The 19480-nt window shown below is 60.9% G+C and carries 22 protein-coding genes; 9 read left to right on the forward strand and 13 right to left on the reverse strand.

What is annotated here, in order from left to right:
* Window positions 1-6: 6 nt before the first annotated feature.
* The 4 genes from ACIQLI_RS08625 to ACIQLI_RS08640 form a co-directional block, all read right to left on the reverse strand.
* Entirely contained in the window at window positions 7-969 is a 963-nt protein-coding gene (locus ACIQLI_RS08625) for a deoxyribose-phosphate aldolase (RefSeq protein ID WP_400387190.1), read from the reverse strand.
* Entirely contained in the window at window positions 966-1982 is a 1017-nt protein-coding gene (gene iolC / locus ACIQLI_RS08630; protein ID WP_400387193.1) for a 5-dehydro-2-deoxygluconokinase, read from the reverse strand. The genes ACIQLI_RS08625 and iolC overlap by 4 nt, the downstream gene beginning before the upstream one ends.
* A 228-nt stretch (window positions 1983-2210) precedes the next feature.
* On the reverse strand, window positions 2211-2615 hold the full coding sequence (locus ACIQLI_RS08635; RefSeq protein WP_400387196.1) for a tautomerase family protein: 405 nt from the start codon (window positions 2613-2615) through the stop codon (window positions 2211-2213).
* 82 nt (window positions 2616-2697) lie between these two features.
* A complete protein-coding gene (locus ACIQLI_RS08640) occupies window positions 2698-3417 on the reverse strand; it encodes an RNA polymerase sigma factor (RefSeq protein WP_400387198.1) in 720 nt (239 codons plus the stop codon).
* Between the two features lie 224 nt (window positions 3418-3641).
* Here ACIQLI_RS08640 and ACIQLI_RS08645 point away from each other — a divergent pair, with 224 nt between their 5' ends.
* Window positions 3642-4625 carry an Lrp/AsnC ligand binding domain-containing protein gene (locus ACIQLI_RS08645; RefSeq protein WP_400387201.1) on the forward strand — a complete coding sequence of 328 codons (984 nt, stop codon included), beginning with the start codon at window positions 3642-3644 and terminating at the stop codon, window positions 4623-4625.
* A 62-nt stretch (window positions 4626-4687) separates the two neighbouring features.
* Here the strand turns inward: ACIQLI_RS08645 and ACIQLI_RS08650 are convergent, their stop codons facing one another.
* On the reverse strand, window positions 4688-5128 hold the full coding sequence (locus ACIQLI_RS08650; protein WP_400387203.1) for a VOC family protein: 441 nt from the start codon (window positions 5126-5128) through the stop codon (window positions 4688-4690).
* A 101-nt stretch (window positions 5129-5229) separates the two neighbouring features.
* Window positions 5230-5685 carry a VOC family protein gene (locus ACIQLI_RS08655; protein ID WP_400387206.1) on the reverse strand — a complete coding sequence of 152 codons (456 nt, stop codon included), beginning with the start codon at window positions 5683-5685 and terminating at the stop codon, window positions 5230-5232.
* Between the two features lie 133 nt (window positions 5686-5818).
* Here ACIQLI_RS08655 and ACIQLI_RS08660 point away from each other — a divergent pair, with 133 nt between their 5' ends.
* Window positions 5819-6208 carry a DUF3054 domain-containing protein gene (locus tag ACIQLI_RS08660; RefSeq protein ID WP_354226865.1) on the forward strand — a complete coding sequence of 130 codons (390 nt, stop codon included), beginning with the start codon at window positions 5819-5821 and terminating at the stop codon, window positions 6206-6208.
* 71 nt (window positions 6209-6279) lie between these two features.
* Window positions 6280-6558 carry an Lrp/AsnC family transcriptional regulator gene (locus ACIQLI_RS08665; RefSeq protein ID WP_026540747.1) on the forward strand — a complete coding sequence of 93 codons (279 nt, stop codon included), beginning with the start codon at window positions 6280-6282 and terminating at the stop codon, window positions 6556-6558.
* Between the two features lie 13 nt (window positions 6559-6571).
* Here the strand turns inward: ACIQLI_RS08665 and trpD are convergent, their stop codons facing one another.
* Entirely contained in the window at window positions 6572-7636 is a 1065-nt protein-coding gene (trpD, locus tag ACIQLI_RS08670) for an anthranilate phosphoribosyltransferase (protein ID WP_400387209.1), read from the reverse strand.
* Between the two features lie 112 nt (window positions 7637-7748).
* Here trpD and ACIQLI_RS08675 point away from each other — a divergent pair, with 112 nt between their 5' ends.
* From ACIQLI_RS08675 to ACIQLI_RS08690, 4 genes are all read left to right on the forward strand, one after another.
* A complete protein-coding gene (locus ACIQLI_RS08675) occupies window positions 7749-8423 on the forward strand; it encodes a heme-copper oxidase subunit III (protein ID WP_198318220.1) in 675 nt (224 codons plus the stop codon).
* Window positions 8424-8511: 88 nt separating this feature from the next.
* Window positions 8512-9300, forward strand: a complete 789-nt coding sequence (locus ACIQLI_RS08680) for a c-type cytochrome (RefSeq protein ID WP_089595179.1) — start codon at window positions 8512-8514, stop codon at window positions 9298-9300.
* A gap of 96 nt (window positions 9301-9396) precedes the next feature.
* A complete protein-coding gene (locus tag ACIQLI_RS08685; RefSeq protein WP_089595180.1) occupies window positions 9397-10467 on the forward strand; it encodes a ubiquinol-cytochrome c reductase iron-sulfur subunit in 1071 nt (356 codons plus the stop codon).
* Window positions 10445-12118, forward strand: coding sequence for a cytochrome bc complex cytochrome b subunit (locus ACIQLI_RS08690; protein WP_400387213.1), 1674 nt, complete (start codon window positions 10445-10447; stop codon window positions 12116-12118). The genes ACIQLI_RS08685 and ACIQLI_RS08690 overlap by 23 nt, the downstream gene beginning before the upstream one ends.
* 100 nt (window positions 12119-12218) lie before the next feature.
* Here ACIQLI_RS08690 and ACIQLI_RS08695 read toward each other — a convergent pair whose 3' ends face one another.
* Window positions 12219-13010, reverse strand: coding sequence for a GntR family transcriptional regulator (locus ACIQLI_RS08695; RefSeq protein WP_400387215.1), 792 nt, complete (start codon window positions 13008-13010; stop codon window positions 12219-12221).
* A gap of 157 nt (window positions 13011-13167) precedes the next feature.
* Between ACIQLI_RS08695 and ACIQLI_RS08700 the strand changes: the two genes are divergently transcribed.
* Window positions 13168-13461, forward strand: a complete 294-nt coding sequence (locus ACIQLI_RS08700; protein WP_354227254.1) for an HPr family phosphocarrier protein — start codon at window positions 13168-13170, stop codon at window positions 13459-13461.
* Between the two features lie 71 nt (window positions 13462-13532).
* On the opposite strand, the gene ACIQLI_RS08705 is transcribed toward ACIQLI_RS08700, so the two are convergent.
* The 5 genes from ACIQLI_RS08705 to ACIQLI_RS08725 form a co-directional block, all read right to left on the reverse strand.
* A complete protein-coding gene (locus ACIQLI_RS08705; RefSeq protein ID WP_089595184.1) occupies window positions 13533-13934 on the reverse strand; it encodes a cytochrome c oxidase subunit 4 in 402 nt (133 codons plus the stop codon).
* The gene (ctaD, locus tag ACIQLI_RS08710) at window positions 13931-15655 is read right to left on the reverse strand and encodes a cytochrome c oxidase subunit I (protein ID WP_089595185.1); all 1725 of its coding nucleotides are present in this window, start codon (window positions 15653-15655) and stop codon (window positions 13931-13933) included. The genes ACIQLI_RS08705 and ctaD overlap by 4 nt, the downstream gene beginning before the upstream one ends.
* A gap of 10 nt (window positions 15656-15665) precedes the next feature.
* The gene (gene coxB / locus ACIQLI_RS08715; protein WP_089595186.1) at window positions 15666-16538 is read right to left on the reverse strand and encodes a cytochrome c oxidase subunit II; all 873 of its coding nucleotides are present in this window, start codon (window positions 16536-16538) and stop codon (window positions 15666-15668) included.
* Window positions 16539-16721: 183 nt separating this feature from the next.
* Entirely contained in the window at window positions 16722-17111 is a 390-nt protein-coding gene (locus ACIQLI_RS08720; protein ID WP_026540757.1) for an iron-sulfur cluster assembly accessory protein, read from the reverse strand.
* Window positions 17112-17287: 176 nt separating this feature from the next.
* A complete protein-coding gene (locus ACIQLI_RS08725) occupies window positions 17288-18721 on the reverse strand; it encodes a dipeptidase (RefSeq protein WP_400387220.1) in 1434 nt (477 codons plus the stop codon).
* Window positions 18722-18836: 115 nt separating this feature from the next.
* Between ACIQLI_RS08725 and ACIQLI_RS08730 the strand changes: the two genes are divergently transcribed.
* Entirely contained in the window at window positions 18837-19430 is a 594-nt protein-coding gene (locus ACIQLI_RS08730; protein WP_354227256.1) for a DUF3043 domain-containing protein, read from the forward strand.
* The last annotated feature ends 50 nt before the right edge of the window (window positions 19431-19480 follow it).

Genomic DNA, 19480 nt, shown 5'->3' on the forward strand with positions numbered 1-19480 from the left:
TGCTAGCTACTCCGATACTTTCACTGGAATACGTTCTGACAAGCCTCGATCACCTGAAGAGGTGGCCTCAGGCGTCGTATTGTTCAGCAGCGAGGCAGCCGTCGCTACGGCACCGGCCACGTCGCCGTCGGCCGGGTAAAGAAGTGTCCGCCCAACGGTGAGGCCCTGAACGCCGGGCAGTGCCAGCGCTGCCTTCCAGCTGGCGAAGATCTCGTCCTGCGTCCCGGCAGGGTCTCCACCCAGCAAGACGGTGGGAAGCGTGGTGGAAGCCATGACACGTTCCATCTCTTCCACCACGGGCAGTTTCATCCAGGTATATGCGCTGGTCGACCCCAGGCCTTCGGCGATCCCGACCGACTTGATGACGGCGTCCGCGCGGAGGTCGTTGCGCACCTTGCCATGAGAATCGCGTACCGAGAGAAAGGGCTCAACCATGGCAATGAGTTTGCGTTCGGCCAGGGAGTCAATGGCTTTGGCCGTGGCTTCGAGGGTGGCCACAGTGTCCGGGTCGCCCAGGCAGATGCGTGTCAGCATCTTTCCGCCATCCGCACCGAGCGCTTCCAGGGCGGCCGCGGTGTGACCGGTGAAGCGGTCGTCGAACTCGTTGACCAGGCCTGCCAGGCCACCGCGGTTCATGGAACCGAAGACGAGCTTGCCTTCCAAGGCACCCAACAACAGGAGGTCGTCCATGATGTCCGGCGAGGCCAGGATGCCATCAACGGCGGGGTTCGCCAAGGCAATCTGCAAACGATCCAGAAGATCCCTTCGATCAGCCATGGCCATCGGCTGCGAACCAACGGAGAGCGCGCCGCGTGCCGGGTGGTCAGCTGCCACAATAAAATTCTGCGTGCCATGCTTCAGTCCTGGATGCCTTCGCCGGGTGGCGGCCGCCCGGGCTACGGCCTCCGGGTCCTCCAACCGGACACGGCTCAAGTGCTCATACCGGCGGGGGTCATCATTGAGGCTCATCGCACTGCTCCTTCTGCGAGGGTGGACGCCGTTCGTGCTGCACCGGGCACAGGCCGGCCACGCGCTGCCAGCAACGAGATAACCTCATCCGGCGTCGGCATTGCATCGGCACAGGAAAGGCGGGAAGCGACGATCGCACCGGAGGCGTTGGCGTAGTCGAGCACCTCGGAAAGCGGCCAGCCCGACAACAAACCGTGGCAGAACGCGCCACCAAAAGAATCGCCGGCACCCAGGCCATTGAGGGTTTCCACGGGGACCGGTGCGGAAACCACGCGTTCGGTACGGGTCTTGGCCATGACGCCTTCGGGCCCGAGTTTTACGACGGCAATTTCGACGCCGGCAGCCAGCAAGCGGTCCGCCTGCTCATCGGGGGTTCCCTCGCCTACGGCAACAGCGCATTCTTTGTCGTTGCCGATTGCCACTGTTACGTGCGGGAGAACCTTCGCAACCTCTCCACGGGCTTGCTCTTCGGAAGCCCAGAACATCGGGCGGTAATCCAGGTCCAGGATGGTGAACTGGCCTTCCTTGAGTCCGGCGCGGGGGCGGGCCTCGTGCGCTTTGATGTGGGCGTTGCGGCTGGGTTCCTGGCAGAGGCCGGTGACGGTGGACCAAAAGATCCCGGCGTCCCGGATAGCGTCGAGATCGAGGTCTTCAGCCTTGATCTGCAGGTCGGGGGCGGTGGGAAAACGGCCGTAGAAGTACAGGGGGAAGTCTTCGGGCGGCTTGATCGCGCAGAAGGTCACGGCCGTGGGATACTCCTTGACCGGCGAGACGAAAGTATCGTCCACGTTGAACTTGTGCAGTTCCCGGTGGAGGTAGTTACCGAACGCGTCGTCACCGGTGCGGGTGATGATTCCCGAGCGGCGACCATGGCGTGCGGCAGCGACGGCCACGTTGGAGGGCGAACCTCCAAGGTATTTGCCGAAGGACGTGACGTCTTCCAGGTCCACCCCAATGTCGTTCGGGTAGATATCAACGCTGATGCGCCCGATCGTAAGCAGTTCGTGGGTCACGATGATCGTTGACCTTTCTCTTGTGAACTCTGAACCTTTGAGCGCTGGGCCCCAATGCCTTGCCACCCCTCAGTGAGCGGGGCCACATGACTACTCTGCACCAGAATCAATGTCCTGTCAAAGGTTTGTACTGACATATTTACAACGAAACGTAGTTACCCCGAGCTGCTCCCGGAAGCACACACTTCGCGGGCCCGGCGGCGACGCCACTGAGCCTTGCAGCGGAGCCTACTTTCGCGGAACCGTCAGTTCGCCCGTCACGTACTGGGCACGGCCAAAGCCAAAGGACCAGTCGCTTGCAGTGTTTTCGACATATCCGAGGAAAACATCCTGACCTGCCACCCCAACCTCACCCAGCCGCGCGGCAATAGCCGCGAACAGGGACTGCTTTGCTTCGCGGCCCCGCCCCTCCTGGGTGAATATTTGGATCATGACGACGTTCGAACTCCGCTCAAAACCCAACCCGGCATCCTGGGCATAAATCTGGCCTTCGGCATGCTCCGTGACGATATGGAAGTAGTCGCGCTCGGGAATGCCGTACTCAGCGAGGATCGCATCATGGATACTTCGGCTGATCCTATCCAGATCTTCCGGACTCCTGCCGGCGTTTACGTCAATTCGAACCAGCGGCATCTCGACTCCTTTTGTAGTTTGTCCTGACATACTAACAAAGAGGATTTGTCTGATGCAAGGGAAGGCAGCTTAGTGCCATGCCTCAGGTCACCGTGGAGGCATCGCCCTTGGGTCGCTCCGTCATGGCTTCATCGATCTCCCTGAGGTAGGCCACCACATCACCACAGCGGGGACAGCCTGATAGATGGTGGGCAATGCGCTGCCGCGCAGCCCTCCGCACCGCGTTTCGCACGAACTTGCCGAAGTGCCGGGAGAAGTCAACGCAGGGGTCGTCGGGCCTCCGGGCCACATGTTCCTGGAGGTAGGCCTGACGCAGGCCCTCCCTCGCCCTGATTAGCAACGACGAAACCCCGTTGGGGCTCAGTTCCATGACACGCCCCGTTGCCGCCGGCTTCAGACCCTCAACTTCGACACACCACAGTACGGCCTGCCACCGCACCGGCAAGGAACGGAACGCACGCATCAAAATCGTTGCCTCGAAGGCTTTGATGGTCGAGTTTTCGTCAAGGACCAGAACATCCATAACGCTGCTGTAGCCCAGGGTGGCAGCACGCCGGCTGCGGATATTCCTGCGGTGGGCCATCCGCCGAACGGTGGTGGTCAGGTAGGCCTGAAAAGACTCCCTCGGCCCCTTGCCCGCCAGCAAGGCCTCCAACACCGAGGCGAAGGCCTCCGCGACCACATCTTCCGCGTCACTGGAGTTGTCCGTTTCCGCACGCGCGACGTAGCCTGCCACCGCAAGATGACTCCTGTAGAGCTCACTGAACGCCGCGAGATCCCCCTGACGAACCAGATCAACCAAGTGAAACTCATGAGGATCCACGTGATGTGGTGTGGCAGCGGACCGGCTTGTTCGCCCAGACCACCCGGCGGATGTACCAACACCCGGTGCGGGGGGTTGAACTGCCGGCCCGGGGTAGCGGGTTGCTGCGACATTTCTGCCTTTCGGAAGGGGGTGTTGAGCGCACCCAAATTAGGCAGGCAATGGTCACAGAATGCAGGTTTAGAGCGGGAATAAGGGACTCAATGCAGGATTATGATCTGGACGAGCGCGATCTTCGCTTATTGCACGCACTGCAAATCCGTCCGCGCGCCCCGTGGGCTGCTCTGGCACCCATCGTCGGCGCCGATGCCGGGACACTTTCCAGGCGATGGGCTGCGCTGAAGGACGCAGGATTGGCGTGGGTCACGTCTTATCCAGGATTGGGGACAAAATACTCCGGGGCCATCGTAGAGATCGACTGTGCGCCGGCAAGCATCCTCCGGGCGACTGAAGAACTTGCCGGTGATCCGGAAGTCTTGACCATCGACCAAACGGCCGGCGGCAGGGATCTGGTAATCACTCTTTTGTGCGCGACGGAGGCCGACTTGAGCCACTTCCTGCTTGAACGGCTCTGCACAGTGGAAGGTATTCGCAGTACGCGCACCCACAGATCGATCAAACTGCTGACCGACGCAAAGCAGTGGCGGCTCCGCTCCCTGCATGGCGACGAAGCACGCTTGTTGGAACGAAACCTGCCAGAGCCCGCGTCGACCGGGCGCGGTATCACCGCCGACCACGAAAAACACCTTGCCGCTCTCCTCAAAGCGGATGGGCGCACCTCCATAGCGAAGATTTCCGGGGTGCTGGACATCAGTCCCGCGAAGGCAAGGAACGCCGTCGCCACGGTGATCGCCGATGACCGTTTGGCTTTGCGGCTGGAAGTTGCCAGGTCCTACACACCCTGGCCAGTGTGCGTCTGGTACTTCATGCGCGTACCGGCTACCAAGGTGGAAGTGGTGGCGCGGAGGCTGTCCGGCCTGGAGGAGGTCCGAATCGTGACTACCACCGGAGGCATCTACTCCATCATCATGTCCGTATGGCTGCGCCGGGTCGAGGACATGACAGTGCTGGAGCGGCAACTGGGCGAGAGACTGCCTTTTGCCGAGATCATGGACCGTTCCATAGTCCTGCGCACGCCAAAACACATGGGTCATCGACTTGACCCCAGCGGCAAGCGGATGAGATGAGCTGAACCACGAATGCCCCGCCTTTCCGGGAAAGGCGGGGCATTCAGCCCTCGGCTGCGGCGCTATTCGGTGGCCCGGTCCCCCTGTTGCGCGCCGGCGATGTTCACCAGCCACCCAATGCCGAACCTGTCGACGCACATTCCGAAGGTGTCACCCCAGGGTGCCGTTTCCAGCGGTACGGTGACGGTGCCGCCGTCAACCAGTTTGTCCCAGTAGCCCCGGAGCTCACTTTCGTCGGCCTCTTCGCCGCTCAGCGACACTGAGATGTTGTCTCCCGGGTTGAAAGGCATGCCATCGGGCGTGTCAGCCGCCATCAGCGTCAACCCGCCCGGGGTTTCCAGCATGGCGTGCATGACCTTGTCGGCTTCGGCAGGATCCTGGCTTGCCTGGTAATCGCCGAAAGTGCTGATGTTCAGTTCGCCACCGAAGACGGATTCATAAAAGGTGATGGCATCGCGGGCGTTGTCCTGGAATGAGATGTAAGGGTTAAGACGGGTTGTCATTGTTCGGTCTCCTTCTGGATGATGTTTGGTTGGTCACAGAGGTGCATTCGTCACAGTGCGGCAAGGTGACTGCGCCGGATGGCGCCTGTTCCGCAAAGTCCTCAACCGCCGTCGTACGCCTTTTGAAGGATGTTGATGTCCAGTTTCCGCATCTGCATCATGGCCTCCATGGCACGCCGCGACCCGTCGGGATCCGAGCCACCTAAAAGGGCGGACATGGCCGTGGGGACAATCTGCCACGACAAACCAAACCTGTCTTTCAGCCACCCGCACATGCTCTCTTCTCCCCCGGCGAGGAGAGCATCCCAGTAACGGTCCACCTCCTCTTGGGACCCGCAGTTCACCATCAGGGAGACGGCCTCATTGAACTTGTGGGCCGGTCCACCATTGAGGCCCAAGAAGCGTCGGCCGTCAATCTCGAATTCAACGGTCAGGGCGTGGCCATCGGGCCCGGGCATGATCTGCCCTACGGAGGATTTATCAAAAATCGATGTGTAGAACTCTGCCGCCTCGGCCGCCTGGCCATCGAACCATAGACAGGTGGAAATCTTCTGCATGAACCACTCCTCCGCGTTCGGGGGAAGCCCTGCTCCCCAGACAGACGCTAGTACTGTGAGCCGCTGCACACAACGCTCCACTCAAGCAAACGCGACTTCGCGCCGGCGTGACACCCCGGATAGTGTCAGAGGCATGCCATCACCATCACGACTATGGATACCCATAGCCATCGCGGACGTTCTGTTGATTCTCGTCTTCGCAGCCATCGGCAGGGACGCGCACGCCCGTGGAGACATAGTCTCCGGTGCCTTCGCCACGGCGTGGCCCTTCCTGACCGGAGCAGCCCTTGCTTGGCTGGCAGCGCGCGTCTGGCGCACGCCCTTGGCTTTATGGCCAACAGGGGTCCTCGTCTGGATCAGCGCAGTGCTGGTAGGAATGCTGCTCCGCGCCGTTACAGGCCAAACAGTGGTCCTGCCTTTCGTGATCGTCGCGTTAATCACCCTCGGGATCTTCCTGCTCGGCTACCGGGCCGTAGCCGCACTGTGGCTGCGCGCCTCCCGGAGGCGGCGACGCCGCGTTTGAACAGGGCCTGTCCCCTGCCGATGCACTAGGCTGAAACAGTCCGCAATGATGCTTTTCCGGAAAGGCCCCACGTGATCACCGCTTTCGTCCTGATCAAGACAGATGCCTCACGCATCCCGGAGACCGCAGAGCAAATCTCTGCCATCCAGGGCATCAGTGAGGTCTATTCAGTGACGGGTGAATGGGATCTCATAGCGGTAGCCAGGGTGACCAAGCACGAAGAGTTGGCCGACGTCATCGCCGACAAGTTATCGAAGGTGGGTTCCGTGGTGCATACCACCACCCACATTGCCTTCCGGGCCTACTCGCAGCACGATCTTGACGCGGCGTTCGCGCTCGGCTTCGAGTAAGCGGCACCCTGCCTTAAAGATCGCTCCGGCTGAGTTCCGTCCACTTCGATAGGACGCCGGCAGCCTTCCCTGAGTCCACCGACTCGGCCGCACGGGCGAATGCCGCACGCATGCGTTCAGTCAGGGTTCCCTCGGCCTCCAGGTCATAGGACACCAGGCCTGCGGCTGCGTTGAGGAGCACGGCGTCCCGCACCGGGCCCGTCTTTCCGTTGAGGATGTCGCGGACAACTCCCGCGTTGGCGGCAGCGTCACCTCCACGGAGATCGGCCACCGTAGAGGGACCGATACCAAGTTCCCCCGGAGAAAACACCTGCTCGGCGACTGTGCCATTCCTGATTTCCCAGACTGTGGATGGTCCCGTAGGCGTGAGCTCATCCAGTCCGTCATCCCCACGGAAGACCAGTCCACGGCTGCCGCGGCGGGCCAGCACGCCGGCCACCAGCGGAGCCATCCGGACATTGGCGACGCCCACAGCCGAGGCCTGCACGTGAGCCGGGTTGGTCAGCGGACCCAGGAAATTGAAGGCAGTGGGAACTGCCAATTCGCGGCGGGGCACAGCCGTATGCCGGAATGAAGGGTGGAAAACCTGGGCGAAGCAGAAGGTGATTCCTGCCTCTTCAGCGTTCCGGGCCACTTGCTCGATGGAGAGGTCCAGCCGAACACCCAAGGCCTCCAACACATCTGCCGAACCGGAAGTCGACGAAGCTGCCCTGTTTCCGTGTTTGACCACCTTGGCACCGGCGCCGGCAGCAACGAGTGCTGCCATGGTGGAGATATTCACGGTATTGAGCCGGTCTCCACCGGTTCCGACGATGTCGAGCTTCTCGCCGGTGATCCCGATCGGGTTGGCGTGCTGGACCATGGCTTGGACCAGGCCGGCCAATTCTTCCACCGTTTCGCCCTTGGCCCGGAGGGCAACAAGGAACCCGGCAATCTGCGCAGGAGTCGCTTCGCCGGACATGATCGTGTTCATGGCCCACTCTGTATTGCCCACTGCAAGGTTGTCGCCGTTGATCAGTGCTGAGATGAGCCCAGGCCAGGTATTGCTGGCTGCAGGTGCCGATGCCGGAGAAGTCACCCACTGATGCTATCGACCCTGCCACGCCGATGACCAATGTGAACGCAGCCGGGAACTTTTCCGCGCGATTTCGCGTCTTTGTAGAAAAAGTCTCCCGAATCGGTGGTTTGCATTGGGAACTCTGGACTTTTACAGACATAATGTCCTTGTGACATCTGCGACCCATGCCCCCAGTACCCCGGCGCACCCGACGCTGAACCGCCCCAACCTGGTTTCTGTTGGAACCGTTGTTTGGCTGTCCAGTGAGTTGATGTTCTTCGCCGGCCTCTTTGCCATGTACTTCACCCTGCGCTCCACATCCGGACTGATGTGGGCCGAGGAGACGGCCAAGCTCAACTTCCCGTTTGCGCTCGTCAACACGATCGTCCTTGTGGCAAGTTCGTTTACTTGCCAGATGGGCGTTTTTGCCGCCGAGCGGCTCGAACCGCGCCGTACCGGCCGCCCGCTCCAAATCACCCGCTGGGGCATGTCTGAATGGTTTGTCCTCACCTTCATCATGGGTGCCTTCTTCGTAGCCGGACAGACCACGGAATACGCCATGCTCGTCTCCGAGCACGTGTCCTTGTCCTCCAACGCCTACGGCTCCGCCTTCTACATGACAACGGGCTTCCACGGCCTGCACGTCATTGGCGGCCTGATCGCCTTCCTGTTCATCATTGGCCGCGCTTTCGCAGCCAAGAAGTTCGGACACTTTGAAGCGACGTCGGCGATCGTCACCTCGTACTACTGGCACTTTGTCGACGTTGTGTGGATCGGCCTCTTCCTGGTCATCTACGTCCTCAAGTAAGCCCGGCTTTGACTCTTTTTCTACAAGAGGCAGAATTTCAAGAAGCGGCTCGCGGAGCCGACGCAGGATCGAATAAAGGAACCACCACGTGAAGGCACTATCGCAGAAGCGACGTCACCCACTGGCAGCCATAGCGCTGCTGTTGATGGGCCTCCTCCTCACTGGTGGGCTGTACGCCGTTGCCACAACTGTCAACCAGGCCAAGGCCGACACCACCAGCTACAGCGCCAGTGACGTAGAAGAAGGCGGCAAGCTCTTTGCCGCCAACTGCGCCACCTGCCACGGCATGGGTGCGTCCGGAACCCAGGACGGCCCCTCGCTGGTCGGCGTGGGTGCTGCAGCTGTTGACTTCCAGGTTGGCACCGGACGTATGCCCATGCAGATGAGCGGACCGCAGGCCCAGCAGAAGCCCGCCCAGTTCAACGCAGAGCAGACCAAGCAGCTGTCCGCTTACGTTGCTTCCCTCGGAGCAGGTCCGGCCATTCCCGAGGAACACCTCCTCGACGGCAAGGGGGATGCCGCCAATGGTGGCGAACTCTTCCGCGTCAACTGCGCCATGTGCCACAACGCAGCCGCAGCCGGCGGTGCACTGACCCGCGGTAAGTTTGCTCCCGCACTGGCTGGCGTCAGCGCAGAGCACATCTACGAGGCCATGGTGACCGGACCGCAGAACATGCCTGTGTTCAGTGATTCCAATGTCACTCCTGAAGACAAGCGCGACATCATCACCTTCCTGAAGACCATCGAAGCCAACGGTTCACCCGGTGGCGCGGACCTGGGAGCACTTGGCCCGGTGTCTGAAGGCCTCTTCGTCTGGGTTGCCGGTTTGGGTGTCATCATCGCATTCACCATCTGGTTGACGTCCCGCACGTCCTGATCCGGACACAACAAAACTTCTGCTGCACAGTCAGCAGTTTGAAACTGAAAATAACTCGGCCCCGGCCGAGACAACGAGAGAAGGATGAGGCGAATTATGGGCAACCATAGTGACGGCAGTCCGAACCACTCGGGCACCGTAGCTACGGCTGGTCAGAATGAGGTGGAGAAGTTCCAGGATCCTGGACTCCCTCCGCATCGTTTGCGCCTGGCTGACACGGACCCGGTAGCCGCAAAGCGAGCCGAGCGTCAGGTAGCCATTCTGTTTGGCACCTCCGTCATTGGCACGCTGGTCTTCCTGGTGGCGTACTTCGCCATCGATCTGGGCGACGACACCACCATTGCGACCATCCGTAACCAAAACCTCCTTTTGGGGCTGGGCACGGCATTCGCAATGCTCGGCATCGGCACCGGTATCGTGCACTGGGCCAAGGCCCTGATGCCCGATCACGAAGTGTCTGAAGAGCGCCACGCCATCCGCACCGAAGAAGATCGCCAGGCAGCTGTCCGGATCGTCGACGACATCGTCGAAGAGACCGGCATCAAGCGCCGCCCGCTGATCCGCAACACCCTTCTTGGTGCAGTTGCACTTGCCCCGCTGCCTGCTCTCGCCATCTTTGGCGACTTGGGCCCGCGTCCTGACGATGCTCTGGCACACACCATGTGGGCTCCTGAAGGCGGCAAGCTCAAGCGCCTGACCCGCGACCCCGATGGCACTCCCATCAAGGCCTCGGACGTCACCATCGGCTCTGCCTTCCACGTCATTCCCGAAGGCCTCAATGAGCTCCACGAAGGCAAGCTGAACGAAAAGGCGAAAGCCGTCGTCCTGCTCATGCGCCTGGATCCGAACTCACTGCACCCCTCGGAAGGCCGTGAAAACTGGAGCTACAACGGAATCGTTGCTTACTCCAAGATCTGCACGCACGTAGGCTGCCCCGTTGCTCTTTACGAGCAGCAGACGCACCACCTTCTGTGCCCGTGCCACCAGTCCACGTTTGACCTCACGCAGGAATGCAAGGTCATCTTTGGACCGGCAAGCCGTCCGCTCCCCCAGCTGCCTATTGCAGTTGACGCAGAGGGCTACCTCGTCGCCACCAGCGACTTCAGAGAACCTGTAGGACCGAGTTACTGGGAGCGTGACGAGCATGAGCGCCTCATCAACAGCTGAAGCCCCCTTCGTTCCGAAGACCAAGGTTGGTAGTTTCACCAACTTCGTGGACGAGCGCGTGGGTGGCTCCGGCATCCTGCGTGAGTTCGGCCGGAAGGTCTTCCCCGACCACTGGTCGTTCATGTTCGGTGAGGTGGCGCTGTACTCCTTTGTCATCCTGCTGATGTCAGGTACCTTCCTGACCTTCTTCTTCGATCCGTCCATGGCGGAAACCCACTACCAGGGTTCGTACACTCCGCTGTACAACGTCGAAATGTCCGTCGCTTACAGCTCGTCACTGAACATCTCCTTTGACGTTCGTGGCGGTTTGTTCATGCGTCAGGTGCACCACTGGGCAGCCCTGCTCTTTGTGGCCTCCTTGGGCGTGCACATGCTGCGCGTCTTCTTCACTGGCGCTTTCCGCAAGCCCCGTGAAATGAACTGGGTAGTGGGCGGCGTGCTGCTCATCCTGGCGATGGCAGCCGGCTTCACCGGTTACTCACTCCCCGATGACCTGCTGTCCGGCAACGGCCTGCGCATCATCGATGGCGTTATCAAGTCCATCCCGGTAATCGGAACATACATCTCCTTCTTCCTCTTCGGTGGGGAATTCCCGGGAACCGCCATCATCGGCCGCCTGTATGTCCTGCACATCCTCTTGGTCCCGGCACTCATCCTGCTGATGATCGTGATCCACCTCTTCATGGTGGTTGTGCACAAGCACACCCAGTACCCGGGCCCCGGCCGCAATGACGGCAACGTCGTCGGCTACCCGCTCGGCCCGGTATACGCAGCCAAAGCCGGTGGATTCTTCTTCATCGTCTTCGGCGTCCTGGCACTCATGGCGGCCGCGTTTACGATCAACCCGATCTGGAACTATGGTCCCTACGATCCCTCGCCTGTGTCCGCCGGCACCCAACCGGACTGGTACATCGGGTTCGTCGATGGTGCCCTGCGCCTCATGCCGGGTGTCATCAATGACTTCCACTTCGAATGGGTCATCTTTGGCCGCGTACTGACGCTGAACGTTCTGTTGCCGGCCCTTGTACCCGCAGGCATTATCTTCACCGTCCTGTTCATGTACCCGTGGATCGAACGCTGGGTCACCAAGGACAACCGCGAACACCACGTTCTCGACCGTCCCCGCAACGTGCCCACCCGCACAGCGATCGGTGTTGCAGGCTTTACCTGGTACTGCGTGATGTGGGCAGCCGCCGGTTCCGACCTCATCGCAACTCACTTCCACGTGTCCCTCAACGACGTGACCTACTGGCTGCGAACACTGTTCTTCATCGGCCCGGTCATCGCCTTCATCGTGACCAAGCGCATCGCACTCGCCCTCCAGCGCAAGGACCGCGAGATTGCCCTGCACGGCCGGGAAACCGGACGTATTGTCCGTCTCCCCCACGGTGAGTTCATCGAGGTCCACGCTCCACTGGATGAATACAAGCGCTACAAACTCGTTGGATTCGAATCACCGGCTCCCCTGCCGGCCGAGCCGAACGAGCACGGTGTTGTCACCAGCAAGGAAAAGCGCCGCGCGGCACTTTCCAGATGGTTCTTCGAGGACCGTGTCGCTCCGGCAACACCCGCCGAACTCGAAGCCGCCCACGCACATGGCCACCATGAAGCCATTGAAGCAGGCGAAGACCAGAAGAGCCTGAGCCACTAACGCTTGGAACTCTCATAAGCAAGGGCCCGGTCCATTGGACCGGGCCCTTGCTTTATGTGCAGTTGTTTCTATAGGTGGAGGTGCGCCGTCCATGCGGGTGCTACGGCTGGGTGCGGTACCCCGAGGAGTAGTTGCGGGTGGGCCTCACTCCGGGGCGTTGGAGGGGCACCCAGAGCTTGTAGCGGTCAGCCCGATAGTAGGAAACTGAATAGTCCACCATGGCACGAGCCACGAAGGCGTGGCGTTGGATCTTAAGCAAAGGGGCACCGACATCGACGTTGAGAAGCCGGGCGGTGGAGGGCGACGCTGCCGTGGCCTCAATCATGTCCTCGCCCCACTCCATGACCAAACCAAAACGTTCGCTGAGGACGTTGTACAGGGATGTCGGCGGCGCTTCATCCAACAGGCCTGGGACGCGATGGGCGGGTATGAAATTCTCATCAACGCTCATGGGCTCATTGTCAGCGAGCAGCAAACGCCTGAACCGGACCAGAGGCGTGCCTTCCTCAAGCTGTAGCTCCCGTGCCAGGAACGCACTGGCTGCGATCTGCTCGAAGCTGAGTACCTTTGCGGCCGGGACCATACCTCGGCGTTGCATCTCTTCGCTGTAGGACGTCAGTTTCACTTGAAGATCCAGCTTGGGCTTCCTCACGAAAGTCCCCAGCCCTACTACACGTTCAATGACCTCCTCACCAACCAAGGCGTCAATGGCCTGGCGTACCGTCATCCGGGCCAGACTAAAGCGGTCAGAGAGATCCCGCTCCGAGGGAAGGGCTGAACCTGGAGGGCATGATTGGGCTATGAAGGCCCGCAGGATCTCCCGGAGTTGTACGTAAATCGGCGTGCCACTGGTGCGGTCGATCTCGCCTGCAATACTTGCTGCCTCAGGCACCGCGGCGGTCCAGCAATTGAGTCATGCTTCAAGGATAATTCAGTGGTGCTTCAGGTCTAGACCACTTGCGGTTCGTGTGGAGCTGTGGGGCTCAGGGAGCTACGCTTGTATGGACAATTTTCCGACGGATGATCCGTCGACTACCAAGGGAGCTGGGTTGCCGGAGCAGAAGGCCATCGTTGCCGCGGAAATCGGATTGCACGCACGCGCGGCAGCTGTGTTCGTCCGTGCTGTCACTGACACCGGCCTACCGGTCACCATACGCAAGCAGGACGGACAACCTGTTGATGCGCGCTCACTGCTGGAAGTAATGACGGAGGATTTCGGTCACGGCTGCGAAGTCCTTCTGGAAGTGGCTCCAGGGGCGCTGATCAGCGGACAGACCGTTCCCGAAGTTGAGAGTGCCTTGTCCGCTCTTTCGGCCGTCCTTGCGGCCACAGAGGCGCGCTGAGTCCCTATTCAGGTAAAAGAAATGGGCCCCACCTTCCGGTGGGGCCCATTTCGTGTTCCAAGAACCAGTTGCTAGTGCGCGTGGTCGCCGCGGCTGTATTCAAAGACCCAGCCAACCAATGCCACGAGGGCAAGGCCACCGGCGACGTAGGTCACCCAGAAGCCAATGGCGAGACCAAGGAATCCACCGGCACAAGCGAGACCCAGAACCAGCGGCCACCAGCTCCAAGGGCTGAAATGCCCTTGCTCGCCGGCGCCTTCGTGGATCTCGGCGTCGGGACGGTCCTCGGGACGAAGACCGATCCGCTTACCAGTGAAACCAAGATATGCACCGATCATGCCCGCCAGGCCACCGACAAGGAGGATGCCCAGGACACCAACCCACTCGGACCATTCAGTCAGGAATCCGTAGGCAATGGCCACGGGGACGAAGAAGAAGACTCCGGCTCCAAAGAGCCACGATTCGATTTTCACTTACTGACGTCCTTCTGGTCGGCATTACCCAAAACAGCTGCTGCAGGCGACGGGGCCTCGGCAGTGTGGACCTGTGCCAACTCAGGGTGGTGCAGGTCCAGCGCCGGGCGCTCGGAACGAATTCGCGGCAAGGAAGTGAAGTTGTGACGCGGCGGCGGGCAAGACGTTGCCCACTCCAGAGAAGCGCCGAAGCCCCACGGGTCGTCCACTTCTACCTTCTTGTTGCTGCGCCACGTGATGTAGACGTTCCAGAAGAACGGCAGGAGCGAAGCGCCGAGGACGAAGGAGGAGATGGTGGAGAACTGGTTCATCCACGTGAAGTTATCCTGCGGCATGTAGTCGGCGTAACGACGCGGCATACCCTCAACACCCAACCAGTGCTGGATCAGGAAGGTGCCGTGGAAGCCGAGGAACAGGAGCCAGAAGTGGATCTTGCCAAGGCGCTCGTTGAGCATCTTGCCGGTCCACTTTGGCCACCAGAAGTAGAACCCTGCGAACATGGCGAACACGACGGTACCGAACACCACGTAGTGGAAGTGCGCTACCACGAAGTACGAGTCGGAAACGTGGAAGTCAAGCGGCGGCGAGGCCAGGATGATGCCGGTGAGACCACCGAAGAGGAATGTCACCAGGAAGCCAATGCTCCAAAGCATGGGCGTTTCAAACGTTATGGACCCCTGCCACAAAGTACCGATCCAGTTGAAGAACTTCACGCCCGTGGGCACTGCGATCAACATGGTCATGAAGGCGAAGAACGGCAGGAGAACCGAACCGGTCACGTACATGTGGTGTGCCCACACGGTGACGGACAGCGCCGCAATGGCGATGGTTGCGTAGACAAGACCCTTGTAGCCGAAGATCGGCTTGCGGCTGAACACCGGGAAGATCTCCGAAACGATGCCGAAGAACGGCAGCGCGATGATGTACACCTCAGGGTGCCCGAAGAACCAGAACAGGTGCTGCCACAGCACTGCACCGCCGTTCTCGGGGTCGAAGATGTGGGCACCAAAGCGTCGGTCGGCGCCAAGGGCGAACAGGGCAGCTGCCAGCGGCGGGAAGGCCATCAGGACCAGAATTGCCGTGACCAGCGTGTTCCAGGTGAAGATCGGCATACGCCACATAGTCATGCCCGGTGCACGCATGCAGATGATGGTGGTGATGAAGTTGACGGCACCAAGGATGGTTCCGAACCCCGACAGGGCCAGGCCGAAGACCCACAGGTCACCGCCAACACCAGGGCTGAAGGTGGTGTTCGACAACGGCGCATAGGCGAACCAGCCGAAGGAAGCAGCTCCCTGGGGAGTGATGAAGCCGGAGACTGCGATGGTCGAGCCGAAGAGGAAGAACCAGAAAGCCAGGGCGTTCAGACGCGGGAAGGCGACATCGGGGGCGCCGATCTGCAACGGCATGATCACGTTCGCGAAGCCGGCAAACAGCGGCGTTGCGAACATCAGGAGCATCACGGTGCCGTGCATCGTGAACATCTGGTTGTACTGCTCTTTGGTCTGCAGGATCTGCATACCGGGCTCGAACAGTTCAGCGCGGATCAGCAACGCCATGACGCCGCCGAGGCAGAAGAACACGAAGGACGCGATCAGGTACATGTACCCGATGGTCTTGTGGTCGGTGGAGGTAATCCAGTTGACGACGATGCGCCCCTTGGATTTAGGAACTACGGGGGCTTCTAGGACCCCCGGTGCGGATTGAGTGTACGTAGCCACGTCGCTCCCCTTACTTGGTTTCGTTCAGGTTCGGGTTGCGGTCGTATTCCGCACCGAGGAGGCCCGTGTTGCCTTCCTGGCGAAGCTTGTCCATGTGGGCCTGGAACTCAGACTCGGAGACAACCTTGACGCGGAAGAGCATTTCGGAGTGGTATTCACCGCAGAGTTCGGCACACTTACCGTCGAAGGTGCCCTCCTTCGTGGGGGTGAACCTGATGTAGTTCGTCTTGCCGGGGATCATGTCGCGCTTCTGGAGGAAGGCGGGAACCCAGAATGAGTGGATGACGTCGCGGGAGTTCAGCTCCAGGTCCACAGACTTGCCAACCGGCAAGTACAGGGTGGGGAGCAGTTCCTTGTTGACCTCATTGCCGGTCAAGTGGGCCTGAACGCCGGCCTCGTGGAGGTCTTCATTGATGACCTCGCCCTTTTTGTAGTTGAAGTCCCAAGCCCACTGCTTGCCGCGGACGTCAACAACGACGTCGGCCGGCTGCGAGCGGTCATCGATCGCACGCTGGTCCTGGTCGGTGAAGTAGAAGAACACCAGCACCATGAACAGCGGAATGGTCAAGTAGAAGACCTCAAGCGGCAGGTTGTAGCTGAGCTGCTTGGGGAATCCCGTGGTGCCCTTGCGGCGACGGTAAGCGATGATGCACCAGACCAGGAGGCCCCACGTGATGATACCGACTGCCAAGGCGGCGATCCATGAGTTGACCCAGAGGTCCATGATCCGGTCAGTGTGGTTGGTCGTGCCGCGCTCTGTAGGCAGCCAACCCTTCTCTACCTCTGGTGAACATCCGGTCAAAACCAACGCGCCGGCTAGTGCCAAGCCAGTGATCGATGTGATCTTTATGCGTCGGCTGCCGGTTCGGTTCTGCGAACTCACAGACGGCCCTTCCTCTTGTTGCTGTCTCCCGGCAGGCCGAAGGCCCACCGGGCACACTAAAAGTTTTACTACCCGATGTAGAGCTTACCGCTATCACGCGGTTTTCGCGCACATGTCAGCGCCGTGGCCCCGAATGGTTTTAAACCCACCCGAAGTGGCGCCGACATGCGGCGATGGCTCACATCAGTGGAACGAATCGCCGCAGGCGCAAGACCCGCCGGCGTTCGGGTTGTCGATGGTGAAGCCCTGCTTCGAAATGGTGTCCTCGAAGTCGATGCTGGCACCACTGAGGTACGGAACGCTCATCTTGTCGACGACGACTTCAACGCCGTCGTAGTCGCGTACAGCATCCCCATCAAGCAGTCGCTCGTCGAAGTAGAGCTGGTAGATCAGACCGGAGCAGCCTCCAGGCTGGACTGCAACGCGCAGCCGAAGGTCGGTGCGCCCTTCCTGTTCCAGGAGGCTGCGGACCTTGCCTGCGGCGACGTCGGTCAGATTGACCTCGTGCGTGGCCAGCTCGTCGTTGGCGACGAGCTGTTCTCCGGTGCTGTTTTCGTTGGTTGCAGTGCTCATTGGCCTACCTTCTTATGAAGCTCCTGGCGGCGGCACCGAAGCGCTGCCTGCCCTTACCCAAATTACCTACGGGTTATACCTAATGCTACGTCGCGCAGACGCTTAGCTATAACTCCTGACGTAACTACAGACAGCATTTGGTTGTTCCCGGCGTGCCGCCAGGGAGTGAACTGGCACTAGCCCTTGAGGCCTTCAGCATTCAGTCTGGCCAGCATCAGGGCTTCAGCCAGCACGGCATGCCGGAAGTCGCCGATGTGCAGGGACTCATTGGCACTGTGAGCGCGGGAATCAGGGTCTTCCACTCCCGTCACAAGGATTTGCACGTCGGGATACACCTCCATGAGGTCCGCAATGAACGGAATCGAACCGCCAATTCCCATTTCCACGGGTTTCACACCCCATGATTCGCCCAGCGCCCAAAGGGCTACCTTTGCAGCTGCCGAGGATGTATCGGTGGAAAAGGCGTTGCCGCGCTCCCCCGGCGTAAACGTCACTTTGGCGCCAAACGGTGCATGTGATTCGACGTGGGCCTTCAGGGCATCCATGGCGGACCCGGGGTCCTGGCCTGGGGCCAACCGCATGCTGAACTTGGCCCGGGCGGCCGGAATCAGCGTGTTGGATGCAACATCGACGGACGGGACATCCATACCGATGATGGACAGCGCGGGCTTGGTCCACAGTCGGGAGGCGATGGTCCCGCTGCCGGCGAGCTTGACGCCGTCGAGCACTGAAGCATCCGCGCGGTAGTCCTCTTCGGCAAGGTCCACGGCCACGTCGTCACGGGCCACCAGGCCCGCAACCGCGACGTTGCCGTCGTCGTCATGCAAAGTGGCGATGAGCCGCGCAAGGAGGGTGGGGGCATCCAGGACTGGTCCGCCAAACATGCCGGAGTGGACTGCATGGTCCAGGACACGGACCTCGAAGGTCCCGTCCACGAGTCCCCGAAGGCTGGTGGTCAGGGCCGGAACGCCGACTTTCCAGTTGCTGGAATCGGCTACGACAATGACGTCGGCCCGCAGGAGCTCTTGATGTTCCTCCAGGAAAGTCCGGAACGTGGGCGAGCCGGCTTCTTCCTCACCTTCGAAGAAGAAGGTCACGCCGAGCCCGAACCCGTCACCCAGAACTTGGGTCACGGCGCGGTAAGCGGCCAGGTGCGCCATGATTCCAGCCTTATCGTCGGCCGCACCGCGGCCGTACAGGCGGCCCTCGCGTTCCTCAGCCACGAAGGGCTCGGAGTTCCAGAGGCTCCGGTCCCCCGGTGGCTGAACATCGTGGTGGGCGTACAGCAGGATGGTCGGCTTGCCGTCCTCGGCAGGACGGCGCGCGACGACGGCAGGGCCACCGGGGGTACCGTCGGCTTTGTCGCAGCGCAATATCCGGACATCGTCCATACCCGCGGCCTTGACCAAGGCAGCAACTGCGTCTGCGCTGCGGTCCAGTTCCTTGGGGTCGAAACTTGCCCACGCAATGCCCGGAATGCTGACGAGCTCCTTGAGGGATTCCAAGGTGGTGTCAAAGGAATCGTTGACTGCTCCGGACAGTTCCTCCACAGGAGTATTGCCGGCGTGCCCTTGCTTGTTCTGCGGGATCTCCGCATGTGCTGAAGTCATGGCCACACTTTACCGCCGGGATTCAGGCGTCCACAGCAGGCGCGGCCACCCGCCGTCGGCCCCGGACGGCGGTCCACGTAACCTACGCCACCTCCGCGAGGGGTATTCTGTAGGGGTGTTCGGACGCAAAAAGGAAGAGCCCAGCGCTCAATCAGTAGTAGACCAGGCCTACGCCACCGCCACGGAGCCCGGTGCCGGAAAGGGCACCCCCACTCCCAAGCGGAAAGACCAGGAAGCAGCACGCAAGCGCCCCCTGGTTCCCAATGACCGCAAAGCCTCCAAGGCCGCGGAACGGGTCGCCATCCAGGACCAGCGGCAGAAAATGCGGCAGGCGTTGGATACGGGTGACGAAAAATTCCTGCCCCTCCGTGACAAGGGTCCCCAGAAGCGCTACACGCGTGACTACGTGGACGCACGGTTCAGCTTGGGCGAATACCTCATGTTCGGCGCCTTGCTGTTCGTGGTGATTTCCCTGATCATTCCGCCCACCAGCGCCGGCATCAGCTACGTCCTCATTGGATTCTGGATCATGTTCCTGGCGGTCTTCGTGGATGTCTTCATCCTGTCCCGCAAGCTCAGGAAGCGCCTCACCGAGAAATTCGGCGAGGTGGAACGCGGGTCCGTCTGGTACGGCTGCATGCGCGCACTTCAGTTCCGAAAGCTCCGCCTGCCCAAGCCGCAGGTGAAGCGCGGACAGTACCCGGCCTAAGCGCCCCCACCCCCTCACAAACACTAAGACCCCGGACCATCGGTCCGGGG

This window comes from Paenarthrobacter sp. NPDC091669, from assembly GCF_044756725.1.
Classification (GTDB): domain Bacteria; phylum Actinomycetota; class Actinomycetes; order Actinomycetales; family Micrococcaceae; genus Arthrobacter; species Arthrobacter bambusae_C.

Excerpts from the sequence above, each read along its gene's own strand:
- ACIQLI_RS08625 (WP_400387190.1), bottom strand. The coding sequence starts at position 969 with ATGAGCCTCAATGATGACCCCCGCCGGTATGAGCACTTGAGCCGTGTC.
- ACIQLI_RS08635 (WP_400387196.1), bottom strand. The coding sequence starts at position 2,615 with ATGCCGCTGGTTCGAATTGACGTAAACGCCGGCAGGAGTCCGGAAGAT.
- ACIQLI_RS08645 (WP_400387201.1), top strand. The coding sequence starts at position 3,642 with ATGCAGGATTATGATCTGGACGAGCGCGATCTTCGCTTATTGCACGCA.
- ACIQLI_RS08650 (WP_400387203.1), bottom strand. The coding sequence starts at position 5,128 with ATGACAACCCGTCTTAACCCTTACATCTCATTCCAGGACAACGCCCGC.
- ACIQLI_RS08655 (WP_400387206.1), bottom strand. The coding sequence starts at position 5,685 with ATGCAGAAGATTTCCACCTGTCTATGGTTCGATGGCCAGGCGGCCGAG.
- ACIQLI_RS08660 (WP_354226865.1), top strand. The coding sequence starts at position 5,819 with ATGCCATCACCATCACGACTATGGATACCCATAGCCATCGCGGACGTT.
- ACIQLI_RS08685 (WP_089595180.1), top strand. The coding sequence starts at position 9,397 with ATGGGCAACCATAGTGACGGCAGTCCGAACCACTCGGGCACCGTAGCT.
- ACIQLI_RS08690 (WP_400387213.1), top strand. The coding sequence starts at position 10,445 with ATGAGCGCCTCATCAACAGCTGAAGCCCCCTTCGTTCCGAAGACCAAG.
- ACIQLI_RS08720 (WP_026540757.1), bottom strand. The coding sequence starts at position 17,111 with ATGAGCACTGCAACCAACGAAAACAGCACCGGAGAACAGCTCGTCGCC.
- ACIQLI_RS08725 (WP_400387220.1), bottom strand. The coding sequence starts at position 18,721 with ATGACTTCAGCACATGCGGAGATCCCGCAGAACAAGCAAGGGCACGCC.